Raw genomic sequence first — 15,978 nt, forward strand, 5'->3', positions numbered from 1 at the left:
TCGACAGGCAGTGCGATGCGCCTGCAAACTGGGGAGGGGGTAGTTGGTAAGGCGCAGAATTATTCAGAGAAATCTGGAGTCAAGGTATAGGCCTTTTCCGCAGAAGATTCGTAACGCCATTCTTCTGTATCGCTATTGCGACTATTGCGGTCATCCCGGTCAGTGTAACGCGGCGCGGCAACCGCCATCGGCGGATTGCGATCTAGGCTACGACCATTTTCCACATTGAGTTGCTTGTCGCGCTTAATTGCGGCAACCACCGTTCCGGTCACTAATTCAAAAATTTCGGTGCGATCATCGCGGTCAAATAAGTCGCCCTTCTCGGTAGAGCCAATGGTCGCGACCGTGCGACCGGTAATAAAGTCTTGGAAGGATATCCCCAGCATAATACGCTCACTACTGCCGCTTACCGACAGTTGAACCCCAAGCGTACGCTTTTTCGCCTCATAGGGTAGGTTCTCAATTTCTTTAGAACCGACCACGGCCATATTGTAGGCACCAATCATATTGCCAAATTCAAGGTCCATGCCGTAGATAGCGCTATTGGTATCGCGCTCAATGACAACATAATCGTAATTGACAAAACTGAATCCATTTGAATACACCACGGTTTCGTTACTTGCACAGGCAAATAAGAACAAGGTGGCGAATATTAGCGGGAAAATGGATTTCATTGCGGTTCCTTTTTAGATCCGAATCTTACACAAACACGGGATTTTTAGCTCGACACCTACTGGCCACACTTGCGCTAGGCACAATAGCGAAGCACATAGCATTCCAAAATTCTATGGCATTTATCTTTCTTGAGGAATTCTGGCGGCGCCAAGTTTACTACGATCTCCCCCTGTATCGTAGCCCTAAGCTTAAATTGCAGATTAGCACTCCCGCTGCAAGGCCTTGGCATTGCCAGCTATCAATATTAATACCAATAAATACAACACCTTATGATATGTGACCACAGATTATATTTTGCGCAGCCTGAATATTACTCGAGTGCTACGCATAAACTTGGCGACGCAAATTATGCTCGGTGACCAACACAAAGCCAGTGAGCCCATCGCGGGCCACACTGCAACATTGCGCATTAAACACCCAGTAGCTATAGCGCCGCACAATTACAGCACGGCCAAACCAGAAAAAAGGCGCCCTAAGGCGCCTTCATCTCTTACCCTTGGTGCAGGGAACTACAAGCCGCCTTCGACGTTATCTGACTGCACAAAAACAAAACCTACGCCGTCGCCAGCATTAGTATCGATCGCATCGCGAAAGCCAGAGCCGCCCGCTGCCGCCGTACCGTGGCCGTTGCGCACACCTGCATAGGAAAAACTCTGGTCTAAAGAGCCAATTGCCTCGGCGGTATCTTCCATTTCGGCCAGCAAAGAATCGCGCAGGGTGGTCATCCCAACCGTCACGCCAGCGACCATAATAGAGCTCATCAGGGTTAATTCAGCGGCAAGGACAAAACCGCCCTGCTTACGCTTTAATGTCCCCTTAGATGTGAAACCTTTATTCAATTTTTTCATTGATTTGCCTCAAACTATTTGCATTACAACATGGGTGATGTAAATGCGGGCCTAGCATCCTGCCAGCCAGCCCTCCGGTGCCCAATGCCACTTAGCAATATGCACGCGCTATTAAAAGGTGGAACATCCGTATTACACAGACTAGTCAAAACGAGCCATATTATCTAGATTTTCACGTACTTATATCGCTCACCAGAACACTAACGAAATTGCTTAGTTATCTCGATACGTATCAATACGCACTGTGAATTGATACGTATTTTGACAATCCTAAAATGCGTATCAATTCAATAAACCGCCAGCTATACCCCTCTTAAACACTCACGGTCGGGCCAATAAATAGACCGCAAGGGCTTCACGATCAGACGCGCTCAATGGAAATACCGGCATAGGTGGTGTTGGCGCTGTAAAAAATGCGGCTAACTCAGCAACCGTATACCGCTCATCTAAGCCCACCAATGGAATGGCCGATGCAGTTTTACCGCTCATATGGCAACTACTGCAGGGGTAGCTCTGGTACACGATCTCGCCGCGCGCAAGCAAGTCGCGACGCTGTTCGCCGGTATACGATGCCAAACCACTGTCTCTGCGGCCCGGCTGTGGCGGCGCTAATGCCACTGACGCAAGGGCCGACGCACCACCCTCGCCAATTGCCACGCGATAGATTGAGCCGGAATAATCATCTGATATAAAAATATCGCCATTATCGCCTTCGGCAATGTCCACTGGGCGCCCGAGCAATTTATCGCCTTGTAAGAAACCGCTTAAAAAGTCCTTTTCGACAATACGGCCGTCGGCCTGCCAATGCAGCGACACTACTTTATAGCCGTCGGGAACACTGCGATTCCAAGAGCCATGCAGGGCAACGAGCGCCGCTCGCTCAAAACCCGCAACCGTGTTACGGCGTAAGAATCGAAGTCCCAGTGGCGCATTGTGCGCGCGAAACTCGTGAGTCGGCGGGATATTTTTCGCGACTGCACTGGCGTTCAACTCGCCAAGATCAGGGTCTAGCGCACTCGCGTTTACATAGGGCCAGCCGTAAAAACCGCCCTCCTCAATTCGATTCAATTCACAGGGTGGAATATCATCGCCGAGCAAGTCGCGGCCGTTATCCGTCGCGTACAGGCTATTATCCCAAGGCGCCCAATCGAGGCCGACGCTATTTCGCAAACCGCTGGCGTAAATTGAGAACTCGCTGCCGTCTGGCCGAAAGCGCATTATGGTGGCGCGCTGCGAATCCGCTTCTTCGCAGACATTACAGGTTGAGCCTGAGCTAAGGTATAACCAGCCATCGCTGGAGGCGCGAACAGTCTTCGTCCAGTGATTACCCTTGTCCCCCAAGCCAGAGACAATACGCTGGTAATCGCCAGAAACAGCACCGTCGTCGCTATTAAACGCAATTTTTCCAACACCGTCGGACTCCGCCACATACAGCCAGCGCCCCGCAATATCCAAACCGTGGGGACGCGTTAAGCCCGCCAACAGCACCCGCTGCCCATCTGGCAGACCATCGCCATTGCGGTCGCGTTCAAGCAAAAGTATTTCGCCGCTCCGCGGCCGACTCACCAGTAAATCGCCTGAGTCGGTTACCTTCAAAAACCTTATCTTCCCCAAGCCAGTGGCGTAAAGGCCCACACTAAAACCATCGGCCACCTCTAGGCGCTGCTTAATCGCGCTGGCGCTGGGCGCTTCTCCGCCATAGCCAAACACCATATTGAGCATCACTTTTGAGGTGGTGCCCCACCCCGCTGGGCCAAACTGAATAAGCACCAACGGCGTAAAAATAAGCAAGCCAAGGATCACCGCTACAGTGAAGAGTAATCGTTTAAACATTTTCATCGCTAAATTGCCCTGTTGCGGTATTGCAAGATACAAGTAAACCTACAGTATGCAAAACGGTTACCCCTACACAAGGGTCACTACATCAAAAAATTGTTATACTGCGCTTTATAATTCCAAACAAAAAAATCAATAAATAGAGATAATCAGCCATGATGGATATGGGAAGTAGCGACGGCGAAAAATGCCCTTTTGATTTAAATTTTGAACCAGACACCTTTAAGCCCGGTGATCTCGTTAGCTACCGAGTCGACGGTAGCATGCGTGACATGCCCTTTGTTGGCGTATTAGTTGAGGTTCACGACGACTATGTAATGCTAGGCCACTGTGGCACCGACAATAAGCCAGATGGCAATATAATGCGCGGCACCAGAACCGACCGCCCCCTTGTTAGTGAAACCGACGCGCTAACCTAAGCAATGCCATGGGTGCTTACATTTAACCGCCAAGCACCCAGCTTTTAGCCTATTTAAGCGCTAAAGCACTCCCCTCCAAGCGAATACCAGCCCACGCGCTGCGCATGAAATTACGGATATTGGCATGGTCGTCACCATCCGGATTCGCCAGCACGTCCTTAGTATAAAAATCCCCAAAGGCATTCAACGTCGCTTGCTCGCTTAGCTGGTGCAAGGCGCCAAACGCGAAAACCTTACACGAGCCATTGTTCGCTCCCGCCTCATTATACTGCTCACCATTGTGGAAGGCGGTCGGCGTAAACGTGTAATTCTCGTCAATTACCGCTATTACCTCGGTAAATGCCACTGGCTGTTGTGCCAAGCGCTTAATCAGTTCTGCTATTGTCATGTTTAATCCTCTTTTTAACGCTGGGCATTATAGATTAATTTCAGATTTAACATCGCGAGTACTGTGTCGATATTCCCCCGGCGTTAGCCCACTCCAGCGTTTGAATGCATGACTGAAGTTTGCCGCCTCGCTGTAACCGAGCTTTTCAGCCACCTGATCGAGCCGTAGACTTTCATCAGCAAGAAATTGCTGTGCCAATTCTAAACGCAGCTTCTGGCTTAGCGCGCGATAACTCGTGCCCTCATGCTGCAGCTGCCGACGCAGCGTTCGCTCCGGCAGGCCCAACGCGTCGGCAACCGCCTGGATGCCTTGAAATGCTGTGTCCGCAATTGCCCGCTCAACTCTGTACGTAAAGCTGCGTTCACCGTGCTGCCTGGCAATGAGTTCACGGCATTGCCGAACGCAGGCCGACCACGTCACCGCGTTAGACTGAGGCAGGGCAATCTGCAATATCTCGCTCGATAAGGTCGCGCGAGTGCGGCGCGCATTGAATACCACTGGGCAACCAACCATACGTTCAATTTCTTTGGCGTGCGCAGGCGCGGGGATTGCCACCTCCAAAGATAGCAGCGGTATTTTCTGAGCGGCCGCCTCTGTCGCAATAACCAGGGTCACAATCAGATCCCGCTCGACCACAAAATTGCGCACCGCACCAGCAGGGTAGTGATCGCGCAACGCCAAACTCGCTACGGTCCCGTCAATGCTTAATTCCAAACCGACAAAGCTGTGGGTTAGCTCAATAAACTCCTGTGCAATTTGAAAAGCCTGCAGCAAATTTTCACTGCAGATAAGCGCCAAACCCCAAATACCAAAAACACCAAAGTGATAACGCCGCCCCACCAGATAGGCAAGATCAGGCCGGGGGTTCGCAGCCAACGCCGCTTCAATAAAGGCTACCTCTTGATCGGAGCGGATCAAGAGGCCTGGGGTTTCTAGCTGACTCCGACTTAAACCGGTTCTTAAACTGGCCGCCTCGTAATCTAACCCTAGCTCCTCAAGGGTTTGGCACAAGATTAAGAGCCCCAGTGCATGTCGCTGACCAGTGTGCGATGCGGGCATATGATTGTTATTTTTATTCATAATGGCCGAAATTAACAACAATCACGGTCAGTCGCAACATTTAACTCGCCATGGCCTAGGCGTACTGTAATAACTCAGTGCCTGCACTGAGCAAACGCCATAACCCGATATAAGACCCATAATAAGGACGATAACGATGGCAACGACAATATCGCGATTTTCAATTACCGACCTCACTCAGCGGTTTCGCTGGCTGTGGATGATAAATGCCTTTTTTATGCCGTGGCTCGCCCTGATCGGAATCATTCCCGCACTAAAAACCGGCAATAGCGCGTGGCTGGCCCTCGGCTTTATTATTTTTTATGTCGTTATTCCGGTGCTCGACTATGTCTCTGGTCAAGACCCCAATAACCACGATGAAGCCGATGTACCCGCCTTGGATGCGGACAATTACTTCCGCTGGGCCTTATTTGTCGCCTTGGCGGGCACGCTTGTGGTGTGGTTTAGTGCTATTGCCTATGCGTGGTATGCACAGCTATCAATCCTAGGGCTGGCGGCACTTGCATTATCGTGCATGGGTTTGGGCGGCGCATTTTTAAACCTTGGCCACGAATTAGGCCACAAAAAGAACCGACCAGAGCGCTGGGCAGCCAGTCTTGCTCTCGGTATTGCGGCACTCCCCCACTTCAGCGTTGAACATAATCGCGGCCATCACCGCGATGTCGCCACGCCCAACGATCACGCCTCTTCACGATTAGGTGAAAACTTTTACCGCTTTATGATTAGAGAAATGCCGGGCACCTGGCTGCGCGGCTGGCGCTTAGAAGCCGAACGGCTGCGTTCAAAGGGCCTGTCGTTCTGGTCAAGCAAAAATGAAATACTGCCCGGCGCCATCATCACTTTTGTGTTTTTTGCGACGGTAGGCCTATTATGCGGACCAATAATATTAGCCTTTGTCATAATCACTAGCCTGCTAGGCCACACCAATTTAACCGCAGCAAACTATGTTGAGCACTACGGTTTACTAAGGCAAAAGCTGGACAACGGCCGCTACGAAACCCCACAACCGCAGCACTCGTGGAACCAAAACTCACTTATCTCTAACTTAATCACCTTTCAGCTTCAGCGCCACTCAGACCATCACGCCCACCCCAGCCGTCGCTACCAGTGCTTGCGACACTTTGATAATGTGCCGCAGCTCCCCGCTGGCTACTACGCCATGTTCCTGCTCGCCTATATCCCACCGCTGTGGTTTCGGGTCATGGATAAAAAGGTACTCAACTGGGCTGAGAACGATATCAATCGCATCAACGTCTTAGCGGGGAAGCGCGACTATTATCAACGTAAAATCACAATGGCGACCGCATAGGGGTAGATTTCGGCACATAAAAAAGTGGCGGCCTATTGCAGCCGCCACATCAATCTTTGAACTCTTGTAATCAAGCGTCTTAGTGGCCCTGACTCACTCTTACCCGGGTATTCCACGATTGATTACCATGACGATCATCATGGCGATACTTCTTGCCTCTATGGTCATCCCGACCATAACTATCGTGCCTATCATGCTTCTTGGCGTATTTTTTACCGTGCTTGCCACCGTGGTGTTGCTCTACGTATTTAGGGTGCTTACCGTAGTAGCTTGAATGACGATCCCGGGTATATTGATTTTGGGAATACACATGCGCATTGCCGTAGCGATGATGGTCATTACGTCGATACTCAACATGGTGTCCACAATGGCGGTCGTGAACATGGGCGTGGCGTTTGGCGTACTTTCTATCTGATTTATGGGCGTCATGGGCGGCATACAAAACTGCGGCGCCAATTAACACCGCTGCAGCCGTCTCCGCATGTTCAGCGTGAGCTTGCTTAGGCGTCACGGCGACCGCGACCGCAAGCAAGGCGGTGAGTAGCAGGTTACGGATTACACCGGGGTGTTCTACTTTTAGTGCCGTTGTATTTGTCATCATCAGTTCCTCCTGAATGTGCTTGTAAGGTATCAGGAGCTAGCTGAACGAAAGCTGAAGACCATCCGTAATCATAAAAAAAGGGCCGCCGTAATCTACGGCAGCCCCTTTTCATTCGATTATATTACCTTCAACCACTCTGGGATTCACAGCGCGTAAGTGCTTTTGAGCGCGCTTGCGTAAAACCCTGTAGCGGGAAATTGTCGCCAGTCACGGTGAAATACTGCGCGACATCAGACGAGGTCATCATTAAATTGACGGAGCCAGCCGCGGTCATTAGCGCCAACAGCTCTGGATTGGCAAAGGAATGACCAAATATCACTTGATGCTGATTACCCTTCAACGGGCGAATTGAAATAACCTCAAGAGGGATATCCAAAGCGACGCCATCAAAATCTGCTGCGAGGGAAACCTTTTGACCGGCGAGAGACCAAATATTGGCACTGTCGCTTGCCCAGCTAATGTAAAGCTCATCTGCACCACAGGTATTACTGTGTTTTAGCAAACCGAATTGATTAGCACTGCCCTTTTGGCCATGCACGCTGTAACCGGTTGACTTGGAGATTGCCTCTAACTCCCAGCCTGATGATGCATTCACCTGCACGCCAAAAGACAAGATAACGGAGGCGACACCTACAGATACTAGTTTACGAATAGTCATTACATCCACCTTATACTTTGCTACGTATTTACCTTTGCTAGGGGTGCATTTAGCTATGAAAGTGGTTTGCATGCTATACGTATTATTCCTTTGCGAGATGTCAGTCACATTTCTAATGACGCAATTTAGCTTTTAAATTAAAAACTTACAACTCAATTCAATAATGACGTTTCTCGCCCACCAATGGCCGCGCCCATGGCCGGGTCATGCTTGGCGCCGCGCAATAGAAATATTTCAACCCGACGATTGCGCGCCCGGCCTTCGGCCGTCTCATTGTCGGCAAGAGGCCGTGTTGCGGCGTGCGCCATAACCCGAAAGCGCTCATTAGGCTGACTACTGGCATCAATAATACCCCGCAGTACGGTGGTCGCCCGCGCCGAAGACAAATCCCAATTTGAATAATAGCGCTCGGTATGGATCGGCACGGTGTCGGTGTGTCCGGCAACGACGATCTCGCCCTTTATTTCATTTAGTAGAGTGCCTAATTTAGCCAGCACCGGTTCAAACCCCGGCGATAGATCGGCGCTGCCTGATGAGAACGAACCGCGCTCACGAATCCGAATTATAATGACTCGCTCACCGTCATCGACTACCTCAACCAGACCTTCGCTGATTTCCAGTGCAAGATGCGCTTTTACTTTTTCAAGGTCGTCATTCAGCGCCTCGTCGGCCTCAACCTTAACGAAATCGCGCATTTCACGAACAGCTTCTTGACGAACTTGATTCTCGGCTGTGGGTTTCGGCGCGCCGGGGCTGAACTCCCGCGCAATCATGCTGGTTCCTATCGGCGGCTTAAATGCGGGTATTTCCCGCTGCACCCCAAAAGCGTCCTTCATCGATCCTGACAATTCCTTAAACTTCTGTTTATCCATTTCCGAGAATGAAAACAGCAGCACGAAAAAGGCGAGCAGCAACGACATCAAATCCGCAAAGGTGAGCACCCAGGCGGGCGCGCCAGCAGATACCTTCTTTGGCGCATCTTCCAAGTTCACTTAGGCTTCCTCAGGCTTGGGTTCGACTTCACGCTTATTGTCTGGCAAATAGGTTTGCAATAAGGACTCCAGTACCCGAGGGTTGATGCCCTCTTGTATGCCGTCAACTGCCTCTAAAATCAGATGGCGATTACGACGTTCCTCTGCAGTACGAAACGCCATTTTTTCAGCCATTGGCAACGCCACCACATTTGCCAAAACAGCGCCGTAGAGGGTTGTTAACAAGGCCACTGCCATTGCCGGGCCAAGCGCCTTGGGGTCAGACATATTGGACATCATTTGCACCAAGCCGACCAAGGTACCGATCATGCCCATGGCGGGTGCCGACTCGCCAAAGCCTTTAAAAACCGCCTCACCCATTTCATGACGCTCAATAGTTTGGCTAATCTCTTTATTCAACACCCGGCGCACAAATTCAGGGTCGTGGCCGTCAATAGCCATCTGCACACCCTTATTGAGAAACTCATTGCTGATCTCTAGTGACTCCAAACCCAGCAGCCCCTCTTTGCGGGCAACCCCAGCCATAGACATACACTCAACAATTAGATCTTCAGAACTGGTGGGCTTGTGCACAAACGCCCGCGACGCCACTTTAAATGCGCCCATCGTTTGATCTAAAGGAAACTTAACCAAGTTCGCCAGCAAGCCCCCGCCAACCACGATCAATATGCTTGGCGCGTCGACAAACCCACTCGCGCTGCCCCCCATCACAATCGCGGTGACGATGACCCCGAGGGCACCCAACATGCCTAATAACGTTGCTATGTCCAAAGAAAACTCCGACTATCTTGGTCAGTGAATTGGTAAAAGCGCCGGGGTTTGCCGTTCTCGGCCGCTAGTTCACCCATACGTAACGTTATTAACGGCAGCAAAGCATTTAACTTTATAGGGGATTCCCCTAAGGGCGCTTATTCTGCTCATTTGAACAGGCCATTACGCCAGCAAACGCCACCATAGCCCGCCCTGCTGAGTGACGTCCATAGCGGATTTCAACGATACAATTACTGTATATTCGCCGTTCAATGGCCCCGCGCCCCACCCTAACCACTTACCTTACGCGCGCAAGCGGCTCCCCCTCTCCTCAGCACAAAAGACCATGGTATGCTTAGGGCTTACTATTCCCAGCCAATAAACCGCCATGTTAAATACCCAACAATCTGACTTCGGCCGCGGCCCGGCAATATGGCAAGCAGGCGGGCAGGGTGACGAAACCCTGCACTTTGCCGCAGCCAATGGTTTCCCAGTGGCTAGCTACACGCCATTTCTCGCCCACTTTCAATCTGACTACCGCATAATTGGCCTAGAAAATCGCGGTGTTTGGGATCACCAGCCACCGCCTCGCGGCTTCTCGTGGCGCCAGCACGCCGACGATCTCATCGCATTTTTAGAGCACGCCCAATCTCGTCCAGTCATTGCCATGGGGCACTCTATTGGCGCCACGGTTTCCGCCTTAGCCGCCGCCAAGCGTCCTGAGCTCTTTAAAGCACTACTGATGTTTGACCCCGCCACCATCCCCGGCCGGTTTTTACCCGCCGTGGCAGCCATTGCACCCACCGAACTGATGGGCCGATTAAATTTAGTAAAGCGCACCCAAAATCGTCAGCAGCTGTGGCCCGATCGCCAGGCATTTATAGACTACCACCGCAACAGAGCGGCCTACCGTCACTTTTCAGCAGACGCGTTTAATGAATATGCTCAAGCTGGACTTATTGAGCAGGCCGACGGCCAATATAAGCTGAGCTATAGCCGCGAGTGGGAAGCGCATAATTTCAAACACACCTTTTCCCCTTGGCAGGCACTGCGCAATATTCAGGTACCCACGCTGGTGCTGAGGGCTGAACACTCGTATTTGCACAAGGCCAAGGAGTTTGATCGACGAGTAAAGCGACTATCGCCCTTTGTTAGTCACGGTGTTATTCAAGGTGCCGGACATATGGCGTTACAGGAAGACTGCGCGCAAGTGGTTAAACTCAGTCGAGACTGGCTGCAAAACAACAAACTGCTCCGCGCAGAAACCTAGAATATGCACGCGCCCCAAAACACCTTCAAATACTGGCTCAGTGCGGCGCTTGCCTTACTTCTTATGATTACCAGCGCCGCTGTCTGGGGCGAAACCGAGCAATGGCAGACCCTGAGCTTGGCGGGTAGTAAACTCGGCTATCGGCACCTAGAGCGCCACACCACAAAAGACGAAATCATTAGCAAAGAAACCCTGGTGATTACCCTTAGTCAGCCCGGCGCAGCTGACGCAACGACGACAACCGTATTAGAGTACCGAGAAAGCCCAGAGGGTGCGCCAATATCAATAAGCAAGCGTGTTAGCTCAGCCACGACCAATCACAATATGCGCGCAGTTGTAGACACGAACGTGCTGCACTTAATACAGAATGACCTTACCGGCAATACCAAGGACTATGCGATACCCCAACCCTTCTATTTACCCGAGGGTTTGCGTCAGGTTTTAGCTACCGGCGCAGGACAAACATCGCCATTCACCTATTTCACTTGGAATTTTAGCAGCCAAAAATTTGAACAAATTCAACTGATCGTCAAACCCTATACCGCAGCGGACCAGCCCGCCTATGCCTGGCAAATTCAACGTCAGATCATGACGAATCAAGCCCGCTATAGCGAAATTTTTACCGACTCGGCGTTTCGGCCATTAACTGAGATCAGTCGCTCCGGCGGCGACGAATTGCGTATTGAAAACTGCACCTATGAATGTGCCACCGCAGATTTTCAGGCAGTTACCCACGTGTATCGCCAACTCATCGCCTCCCCCTACAAAATCAGTGACGCGGCGCTGCGCGGCACAATTCGCTACCACCTGCTCGGCGAATTTTCCGACACACCGCCAAGCACCAATGAACAAACGGTAACGCCGATTAACGGCGGCGTAGAAATAACCGTCTGCACCGACTGTGCTACAAAAACATCGCCCAACCCAGAATTACTCAACACCTACTTACAAACAAATTATTGGCTTGCTAGCGACAACGCCATTTTTCATACCACGGTTAGCGATGTACTCGGCGAAAAAAACATAAGCCCGGCTGCAAAAATGCGCCGCCTCAGCCACTTTGTGAGCCGACACATGAGTAGCGAAGCCAGCTATTCCGGCTACGCCACTGCTCTGGAGGCATACCACAGCAAACAAGGCGATTGCACTGAACACGCGCTCTTATTAGCGTCACTTGGGCGCGCAGCCGGTATTCCAAGCCGTGTCGTATTTGGCTTAGCGTATAATAATGAGCGTTTTTTAGGCCGCAAATATGTGTTTGTTCCCCACGCCTGGGTACAGGCTTGGACGGGAGAGAAGTGGCAGAGTTTCGATAGCGGCTTAGGTGGGTTTACTGCGGGTCATATTGCACTGGGTATTAGCAGCGGTGAACAAAGCGCAGTGTTAAAAATAAATGAAAAAATACATACACTAAAAATAACATCTGCAATGCACATTAAACGTCGCTGAACGAAGCTCAACAACGTTTAATGTCGGCGTAATTGCGCTATTCGTAGACGTAGGGCATTTCATCGAGGCTTTCATCGCCCGCCACATCAATATCGGCAATCACTATCGTCGAGCTACCGCGCACAGCGCCCACTACGGTGACTTCTTCAAGTAACTGTACTGGCTCATCGGCCATCGAGATTGTCGATAGCAACATAGTAAGCGACACCACCATTAACTGAACCGCCTTAACACCCACGCAATTTAAACGCATATACACTCCGTATTTGCAGATAATATTAAAATAAAAAGGCAGGAATCCGGCTGCCATGAAAGGACAAATTATCGTGCATAAATGTTACACCGTAATGACGTTAATATTACAAACGCTAATTATGTAGCAAAAAGTAAACTATTCTCTGCCGCCGAGATGAGGCCATTCAAAAAGTATTACCAAACGCCCCAACACCAAAATACTTATAGCGCTTAGCGTTATAAAGCACTGACATAACATGATTCCCTTCTTGGACAAGCACCCCAGCGCCAAACTATATTTAAATAGCACTAATGAATGCGTTTCTTGTAAACGCCGGAGGGTAAAACCGTGAGTATGTCTCCTCGTATCGCCGCCCACCTCAATAAAGTTGGGGTGAATTTCGACCTTGTCAGCCACGCCCATAGCCGCAATAGCATGCAAAGCGCGCGCATGGCGAAATTACCACCTTCGCAAATTGCCAAGGCAGTAATACTCCACGACGGCGACCGCTATCGCATGTGCGTGATTCCCGCAAACCATCGACTCATACTCGAGCGCGTCAATGCCCACATGCACGGCAACTACCGCCTGGCAACGGAGCGCGAGGTCGCCATGCTTTTCGACGATTGTGAAATTGGCGCGGTTCCAGCTCTCGGCCAAGTCTATGGTATGCCCGTTAGCTGGGAGGTCGAGTTCAATCACGCCAACGACGTTTACCTCGAAAGTGGTGACCATGAACACTTAATTCATCTTCAGCACGGGGCATTTATGGAGCTAATGAACGGACAGGATCATTTGCATATGAGCTGCCCACAAGACGACCGTTTCGGATCCATAGTTCACTAGCCCGATTGCTGCCCGCTCTACTGCTATCCCAAGCTGGGCCATTCTATGGCCCAGCACAGCCGCTATGCCCCCGCCAAGACGGCCTTTATAAAGCCCTTTGAAAATAACTACACTATGGTGTAAATTTATATTATGGTTACTACAAGCCATGTGCGGAGAAGTGCCCAGTAATAGCACTTCAGCACGGTAGGAATTAAACCAGGATAAAAACCATAAATGGGGAGCAAAGATGCAAGATTTCACCGATAAAGTCGTTGTCGTTACCGGCAGCGCTAGCGGCATAGGCAAGGCACTGGCCAAGGCGTTTCTCGCTGGAGGCGCCAAGGTGGTACTTTCTGATGTCGAAAAAACAGCATTGGATAAAACTGCCGCGGAACTTAGCGCCAACGGCGGCGTAGTACGCGCCATTGTCACCGATGTCTCAAAAGCGGAGTCGGTCACCGCACTCGCCGATGCTGTGTTTGCAGAGTTTGGTGCCTGCCATATTCTTTGCAACAATGCTGGCGTTAGCGTTTCAAATTGCAATGTTTGGGACACTACACCTAATGACTGGGCCTGGGTATTAGGGGTAAATTTACGGGGCGTTGCCCACGGTATTCAAGCATTTGTAGCCAGAATGATTGAGTCAGGCGAGCCCGGCTTAATTATGAACACCTCGTCGGGCGATGGCGGCATATCCCCCCTCGCCGACCAGTCAGTATACGCCTGCAGCAAAGCCGGTGTGTCTATTATGACCGAGTGCCTAAACGCCCAGCTTGTCGGCCAAAACACCAAGCTCCGCGCCTGTATTTTCTACCCTTCTGGCGGCATTTTGCCAACCGGAATTTGGACCACGCGCCGCAACCGCCCCGCCGAATTAGCGCGCGAGAAGCCAGCCCCCGCTGGTGGCGAAATGACCTTTGATGAATTCATGACGGGCATGAAAGAGATTGGTGTTGAGCTGCCAGTTCAAGATTTAGATGAATTAGCGGCATTCGCCCTAGACGGTATACGCAAAGAAGATTTTGTCATTATGATTGGCCGCGAAACGATGGAAGCGACGCTAGTAGCGCGCGCCAAAAAGCTGGCTAACGGCCAATGCCCTATCGAACACGGTTTACACGGCTAAGACTGCGCCGGGCAATACTCCCTTGAGTGTTGCCCGGCCGGTTTCACTGCTGTATTTTAGGCTGCTGTCACCGCAAACCGGAGCGCCAAAATGAACAGCCCCCTCGCCGCATGGCACCAGGCTATTAGCGCTAAAGACGCCACAGCCCTAGACACCCTTCTCGCCGACAACGCAGTATTTCATTCACCCGTTGTACACAGCCCGCAAGTGGGCAAAGACGTGACCAAGATGTATCTAAGTGCCGCCTTTCATGTTCTGGCCAACGACAGTTTTCACTATGTTCGCGAAGTCGTGGACGGCCAAAATGCCGTTCTCGAGTTTGTGGTGGAAGTCGACGGCGTCACCGTGAACGGTGTCGACATGATTCACTGGGATGAAAACGGTAAGATCGCCGATTTTAAGGTGATGCTCAGACCCTACAAAGCAATCAACCTTATTAAGGATAAAATGCGGGCAATGCTAGAAAGCCTATAATCGCTTATTACAGTGCCTGCGCAGGTATATCGACAAGCTTCAGTACAGCCGTGTTTGCGGGCAAACTCGCCGGTAGACTCAGCGCGCCAACAGTATCTAGCAGCGAACCACCAAGCACCACGCCCGCGCCGGGCAGGTTCAAGGTATCATCGAGTAGACTACCTCGTAGCATATCGCCACCAACAACCAAGCCAACATCGAGAAGCTCGCTGCTACTGGGTACTATTCCAGCCACCGCTGGCATCGTCTGCGCTGATAGCGATGAACTCGCCGCCACAGCCACAAGAACTAGCCCGCATGTATTAAGTGCGCGATATCCACCAAGCTTAAACATCTTCAACTCCAATTAGTCCCTGTGTACACAGCACGATCAACAGGACTAAAAATACCACAAATACCGTCTGAAAACCCCCTCCTCTGGCTCGAGGTAGTAACCGAGCAGGCGAATCAAACGCCCCTCCTCAAGGTAATCCTGAACATAATAATCAGGCATGAATCTCGCCGAAGCCTTTTAATGCGGCATCAATCAGTGCATAACCGCTATTACCGTGGATACGACCAAACACCTGAACGCGGCGAGATTTTCCGCCCTTATCAAGGCCATCCATTAAAAGGCGGCGCGCATCGCCGCCGAACATTGCCATTCTCGCAACCGACACCAGCCCGCGCGGCGAAAAGCGCTGCCGACGACGACAGTTACGACCTCAGCAAAGAGGCATACCTTTACCTAAACGCCAGTCAAGCGCCGTGGAATCGTCATTTCCATATGTACGATTATATCGTTAAGGGACTGTAGGAACTTATTGATCAGGGCAATGATGACCCGTTTCTTAATGAGCAACTCAGACCCCATTTACTGGCGGCAGCGGCCAAGAAGCGAGCCTATCCCTTGCAGTTGAACTACCAAGACGGCTACGACCATAGTTATTATTTTATCGCCAGTTTTCACTGCTGTCCCGTTAAGGAGAAATAAAAAAGCCTGATTCCACCACAATTGATACAATGAGATTGTCTAGAAAACACTGTATTAATAGAGGGAA

At 51.0% G+C, this 15,978-nt stretch carries 20 protein-coding genes; 8 read left to right on the plus strand and 12 right to left on the minus strand.

Annotated elements, in window-relative coordinates; translation table 11 throughout:
* Positions 1-59: 59 nt before the first annotated feature.
* The 3 genes from HNQ57_RS15725 to HNQ57_RS15735 all read right to left on the minus strand — a co-directional run bounded on the left by HNQ57_RS15725 (position 60) and on the right by HNQ57_RS15735 (position 3,362).
* Complete coding sequence (locus tag HNQ57_RS15725; RefSeq protein WP_184464579.1) at positions 60-674, minus strand: hypothetical protein; 615 nt, start codon at positions 672-674, stop codon at positions 60-62.
* Between the two features lie 510 nt (positions 675-1,184).
* Positions 1,185-1,523: a hypothetical protein gene (locus tag HNQ57_RS15730; protein ID WP_184464581.1), complete on the minus strand. Its 339-nt coding sequence runs from the start codon at positions 1,521-1,523 to the stop codon at positions 1,185-1,187.
* A gap of 321 nt (positions 1,524-1,844) precedes the next feature.
* Positions 1,845-3,362 (minus strand): PQQ-dependent sugar dehydrogenase, encoded by a 1,518-nt coding sequence (locus HNQ57_RS15735; RefSeq protein ID WP_184464583.1) that lies wholly within the window; start codon positions 3,360-3,362, stop codon positions 1,845-1,847.
* Between the two features lie 152 nt (positions 3,363-3,514).
* Here HNQ57_RS15735 and HNQ57_RS15740 point away from each other — a divergent pair, with 152 nt between their 5' ends.
* Positions 3,515-3,778 carry a hypothetical protein gene (locus HNQ57_RS15740; RefSeq protein ID WP_184464585.1) on the plus strand — a complete coding sequence of 88 codons (264 nt, stop codon included), beginning with the start codon at positions 3,515-3,517 and terminating at the stop codon, positions 3,776-3,778.
* Between the two features lie 49 nt (positions 3,779-3,827).
* Here the strand turns inward: HNQ57_RS15740 and HNQ57_RS15745 are convergent, their stop codons facing one another.
* Together HNQ57_RS15745 and HNQ57_RS15750 are read right to left on the minus strand one after the other, a co-directional pair.
* The gene (locus HNQ57_RS15745) at positions 3,828-4,166 is read right to left on the minus strand and encodes a HopJ type III effector protein (RefSeq protein ID WP_184464587.1); all 339 of its coding nucleotides are present in this window, start codon (positions 4,164-4,166) and stop codon (positions 3,828-3,830) included.
* 27 nt (positions 4,167-4,193) lie between these two features.
* Positions 4,194-5,225, minus strand: coding sequence for an AraC family transcriptional regulator (locus HNQ57_RS15750; protein ID WP_193024040.1), 1,032 nt, complete (start codon positions 5,223-5,225; stop codon positions 4,194-4,196).
* A gap of 157 nt (positions 5,226-5,382) precedes the next feature.
* Between HNQ57_RS15750 and HNQ57_RS15755 the strand changes: the two genes are divergently transcribed.
* Positions 5,383-6,555, plus strand: coding sequence for an alkane 1-monooxygenase (locus tag HNQ57_RS15755; protein ID WP_184464591.1), 1,173 nt, complete (start codon positions 5,383-5,385; stop codon positions 6,553-6,555).
* Between the two features lie 79 nt (positions 6,556-6,634).
* Here HNQ57_RS15755 and HNQ57_RS15760 read toward each other — a convergent pair whose 3' ends face one another.
* The 4 genes from HNQ57_RS15760 to pomA all read right to left on the minus strand — a co-directional run bounded on the left by HNQ57_RS15760 (position 6,635) and on the right by pomA (position 9,577).
* On the minus strand, positions 6,635-7,156 hold the full coding sequence (locus HNQ57_RS15760) for a hypothetical protein (RefSeq protein WP_184464593.1): 522 nt from the start codon (positions 7,154-7,156) through the stop codon (positions 6,635-6,637).
* Positions 7,157-7,283: 127 nt separating this feature from the next.
* Positions 7,284-7,814 (minus strand): hypothetical protein, encoded by a 531-nt coding sequence (locus HNQ57_RS15765; protein WP_184464595.1) that lies wholly within the window; start codon positions 7,812-7,814, stop codon positions 7,284-7,286.
* Between the two features lie 152 nt (positions 7,815-7,966).
* On the minus strand, positions 7,967-8,806 hold the full coding sequence (locus tag HNQ57_RS15770; RefSeq protein WP_184464598.1) for a flagellar motor protein MotB: 840 nt from the start codon (positions 8,804-8,806) through the stop codon (positions 7,967-7,969).
* Entirely contained in the window at positions 8,807-9,577 is a 771-nt protein-coding gene (gene pomA / locus HNQ57_RS15775; protein WP_184464600.1) for a flagellar motor protein PomA, read from the minus strand. It abuts the gene before it with no gap.
* A 367-nt stretch (positions 9,578-9,944) separates the two neighbouring features.
* On the opposite strand from pomA, the gene HNQ57_RS15780 reads away from it, so the two are divergent.
* Both HNQ57_RS15780 and HNQ57_RS15785 read left to right on the plus strand, forming a co-directional pair.
* Positions 9,945-10,826, plus strand: coding sequence for an alpha/beta fold hydrolase (locus tag HNQ57_RS15780; RefSeq protein ID WP_184464602.1), 882 nt, complete (start codon positions 9,945-9,947; stop codon positions 10,824-10,826).
* Between the two features lie 3 nt (positions 10,827-10,829).
* On the plus strand, positions 10,830-12,275 hold the full coding sequence (locus tag HNQ57_RS15785; RefSeq protein ID WP_184464603.1) for a transglutaminase-like domain-containing protein: 1,446 nt from the start codon (positions 10,830-10,832) through the stop codon (positions 12,273-12,275).
* A gap of 37 nt (positions 12,276-12,312) precedes the next feature.
* Here the strand turns inward: HNQ57_RS15785 and HNQ57_RS15790 are convergent, their stop codons facing one another.
* Positions 12,313-12,528 (minus strand): hypothetical protein, encoded by a 216-nt coding sequence (locus HNQ57_RS15790; protein ID WP_184464605.1) that lies wholly within the window; start codon positions 12,526-12,528, stop codon positions 12,313-12,315.
* A 336-nt stretch (positions 12,529-12,864) separates the two neighbouring features.
* Between HNQ57_RS15790 and HNQ57_RS15795 the strand changes: the two genes are divergently transcribed.
* The 3 genes from HNQ57_RS15795 (at position 12,865) to HNQ57_RS15805 (ending at position 14,938) form a co-directional block, all read left to right on the plus strand.
* Complete coding sequence (locus tag HNQ57_RS15795; RefSeq protein ID WP_226968202.1) at positions 12,865-13,356, plus strand: aminoacyl-tRNA deacylase; 492 nt, start codon at positions 12,865-12,867, stop codon at positions 13,354-13,356.
* Positions 13,357-13,585: 229 nt separating this feature from the next.
* Positions 13,586-14,464, plus strand: a complete 879-nt coding sequence (locus HNQ57_RS15800; RefSeq protein WP_008252011.1) for an SDR family NAD(P)-dependent oxidoreductase — start codon at positions 13,586-13,588, stop codon at positions 14,462-14,464.
* A 90-nt stretch (positions 14,465-14,554) separates the two neighbouring features.
* The gene (locus HNQ57_RS15805; RefSeq protein ID WP_184464609.1) at positions 14,555-14,938 is read left to right on the plus strand and encodes a nuclear transport factor 2 family protein; all 384 of its coding nucleotides are present in this window, start codon (positions 14,555-14,557) and stop codon (positions 14,936-14,938) included.
* Between the two features lie 7 nt (positions 14,939-14,945).
* Here HNQ57_RS15805 and HNQ57_RS15810 read toward each other — a convergent pair whose 3' ends face one another.
* Together HNQ57_RS15810 and HNQ57_RS15815 are read right to left on the minus strand one after the other, a co-directional pair.
* A complete protein-coding gene (locus HNQ57_RS15810) occupies positions 14,946-15,272 on the minus strand; it encodes a hypothetical protein (protein WP_184464611.1) in 327 nt (108 codons plus the stop codon).
* Positions 15,273-15,423: 151 nt separating this feature from the next.
* Complete coding sequence (locus tag HNQ57_RS15815; protein ID WP_184464613.1) at positions 15,424-15,582, minus strand: hypothetical protein; 159 nt, start codon at positions 15,580-15,582, stop codon at positions 15,424-15,426.
* A 212-nt stretch (positions 15,583-15,794) separates the two neighbouring features.
* On the opposite strand from HNQ57_RS15815, the gene HNQ57_RS18255 reads away from it, so the two are divergent.
* The gene (locus HNQ57_RS18255) at positions 15,795-15,911 is read left to right on the plus strand and encodes a hypothetical protein (RefSeq protein ID WP_420825311.1); all 117 of its coding nucleotides are present in this window, start codon (positions 15,795-15,797) and stop codon (positions 15,909-15,911) included.
* The last annotated feature ends 67 nt before the right edge of the window (positions 15,912-15,978 follow it).

Source organism: Zhongshania antarctica, assembly GCF_014202945.1.
In the GTDB taxonomy this organism is placed as follows: Bacteria; Pseudomonadota; Gammaproteobacteria; order Pseudomonadales; family Spongiibacteraceae; genus Spongiibacter; species Spongiibacter antarcticus.

Excerpts from the sequence above, each read along its gene's own strand:
- HNQ57_RS15725 (WP_184464579.1), bottom strand. The coding sequence starts at position 674 with ATGAAATCCATTTTCCCGCTAATATTCGCCACCTTGTTCTTATTTGCC.
- HNQ57_RS15740 (WP_184464585.1), top strand. The coding sequence starts at position 3,515 with ATGATGGATATGGGAAGTAGCGACGGCGAAAAATGCCCTTTTGATTTA.
- HNQ57_RS15795 (WP_226968202.1), top strand. The coding sequence starts at position 12,865 with ATGTCTCCTCGTATCGCCGCCCACCTCAATAAAGTTGGGGTGAATTTC.
- HNQ57_RS15765 (WP_184464595.1), bottom strand. The coding sequence starts at position 7,814 with ATGACTATTCGTAAACTAGTATCTGTAGGTGTCGCCTCCGTTATCTTG.
- HNQ57_RS15800 (WP_008252011.1), top strand. The coding sequence starts at position 13,586 with ATGCAAGATTTCACCGATAAAGTCGTTGTCGTTACCGGCAGCGCTAGC.
- HNQ57_RS15805 (WP_184464609.1), top strand. The coding sequence starts at position 14,555 with ATGAACAGCCCCCTCGCCGCATGGCACCAGGCTATTAGCGCTAAAGAC.
- HNQ57_RS15745 (WP_184464587.1), bottom strand. The coding sequence starts at position 4,166 with ATGACAATAGCAGAACTGATTAAGCGCTTGGCACAACAGCCAGTGGCA.
- HNQ57_RS15810 (WP_184464611.1), bottom strand. The coding sequence starts at position 15,272 with ATGTTTAAGCTTGGTGGATATCGCGCACTTAATACATGCGGGCTAGTT.
- HNQ57_RS15750 (WP_193024040.1), bottom strand. The coding sequence starts at position 5,225 with ATGCCCGCATCGCACACTGGTCAGCGACATGCACTGGGGCTCTTAATC.
- HNQ57_RS15755 (WP_184464591.1), top strand. The coding sequence starts at position 5,383 with ATGGCAACGACAATATCGCGATTTTCAATTACCGACCTCACTCAGCGG.
- HNQ57_RS15735 (WP_184464583.1), bottom strand. The coding sequence starts at position 3,362 with ATGAAAATGTTTAAACGATTACTCTTCACTGTAGCGGTGATCCTTGGC.
- HNQ57_RS15815 (WP_184464613.1), bottom strand. The coding sequence starts at position 15,582 with ATGGCAATGTTCGGCGGCGATGCGCGCCGCCTTTTAATGGATGGCCTT.
- HNQ57_RS15760 (WP_184464593.1), bottom strand. The coding sequence starts at position 7,156 with ATGATGACAAATACAACGGCACTAAAAGTAGAACACCCCGGTGTAATC.
- HNQ57_RS15790 (WP_184464605.1), bottom strand. The coding sequence starts at position 12,528 with ATGCGTTTAAATTGCGTGGGTGTTAAGGCGGTTCAGTTAATGGTGGTG.
- HNQ57_RS15780 (WP_184464602.1), top strand. The coding sequence starts at position 9,945 with ATGTTAAATACCCAACAATCTGACTTCGGCCGCGGCCCGGCAATATGG.
- HNQ57_RS15785 (WP_184464603.1), top strand. The coding sequence starts at position 10,830 with ATGCACGCGCCCCAAAACACCTTCAAATACTGGCTCAGTGCGGCGCTT.
- HNQ57_RS15730 (WP_184464581.1), bottom strand. The coding sequence starts at position 1,523 with ATGAAAAAATTGAATAAAGGTTTCACATCTAAGGGGACATTAAAGCGT.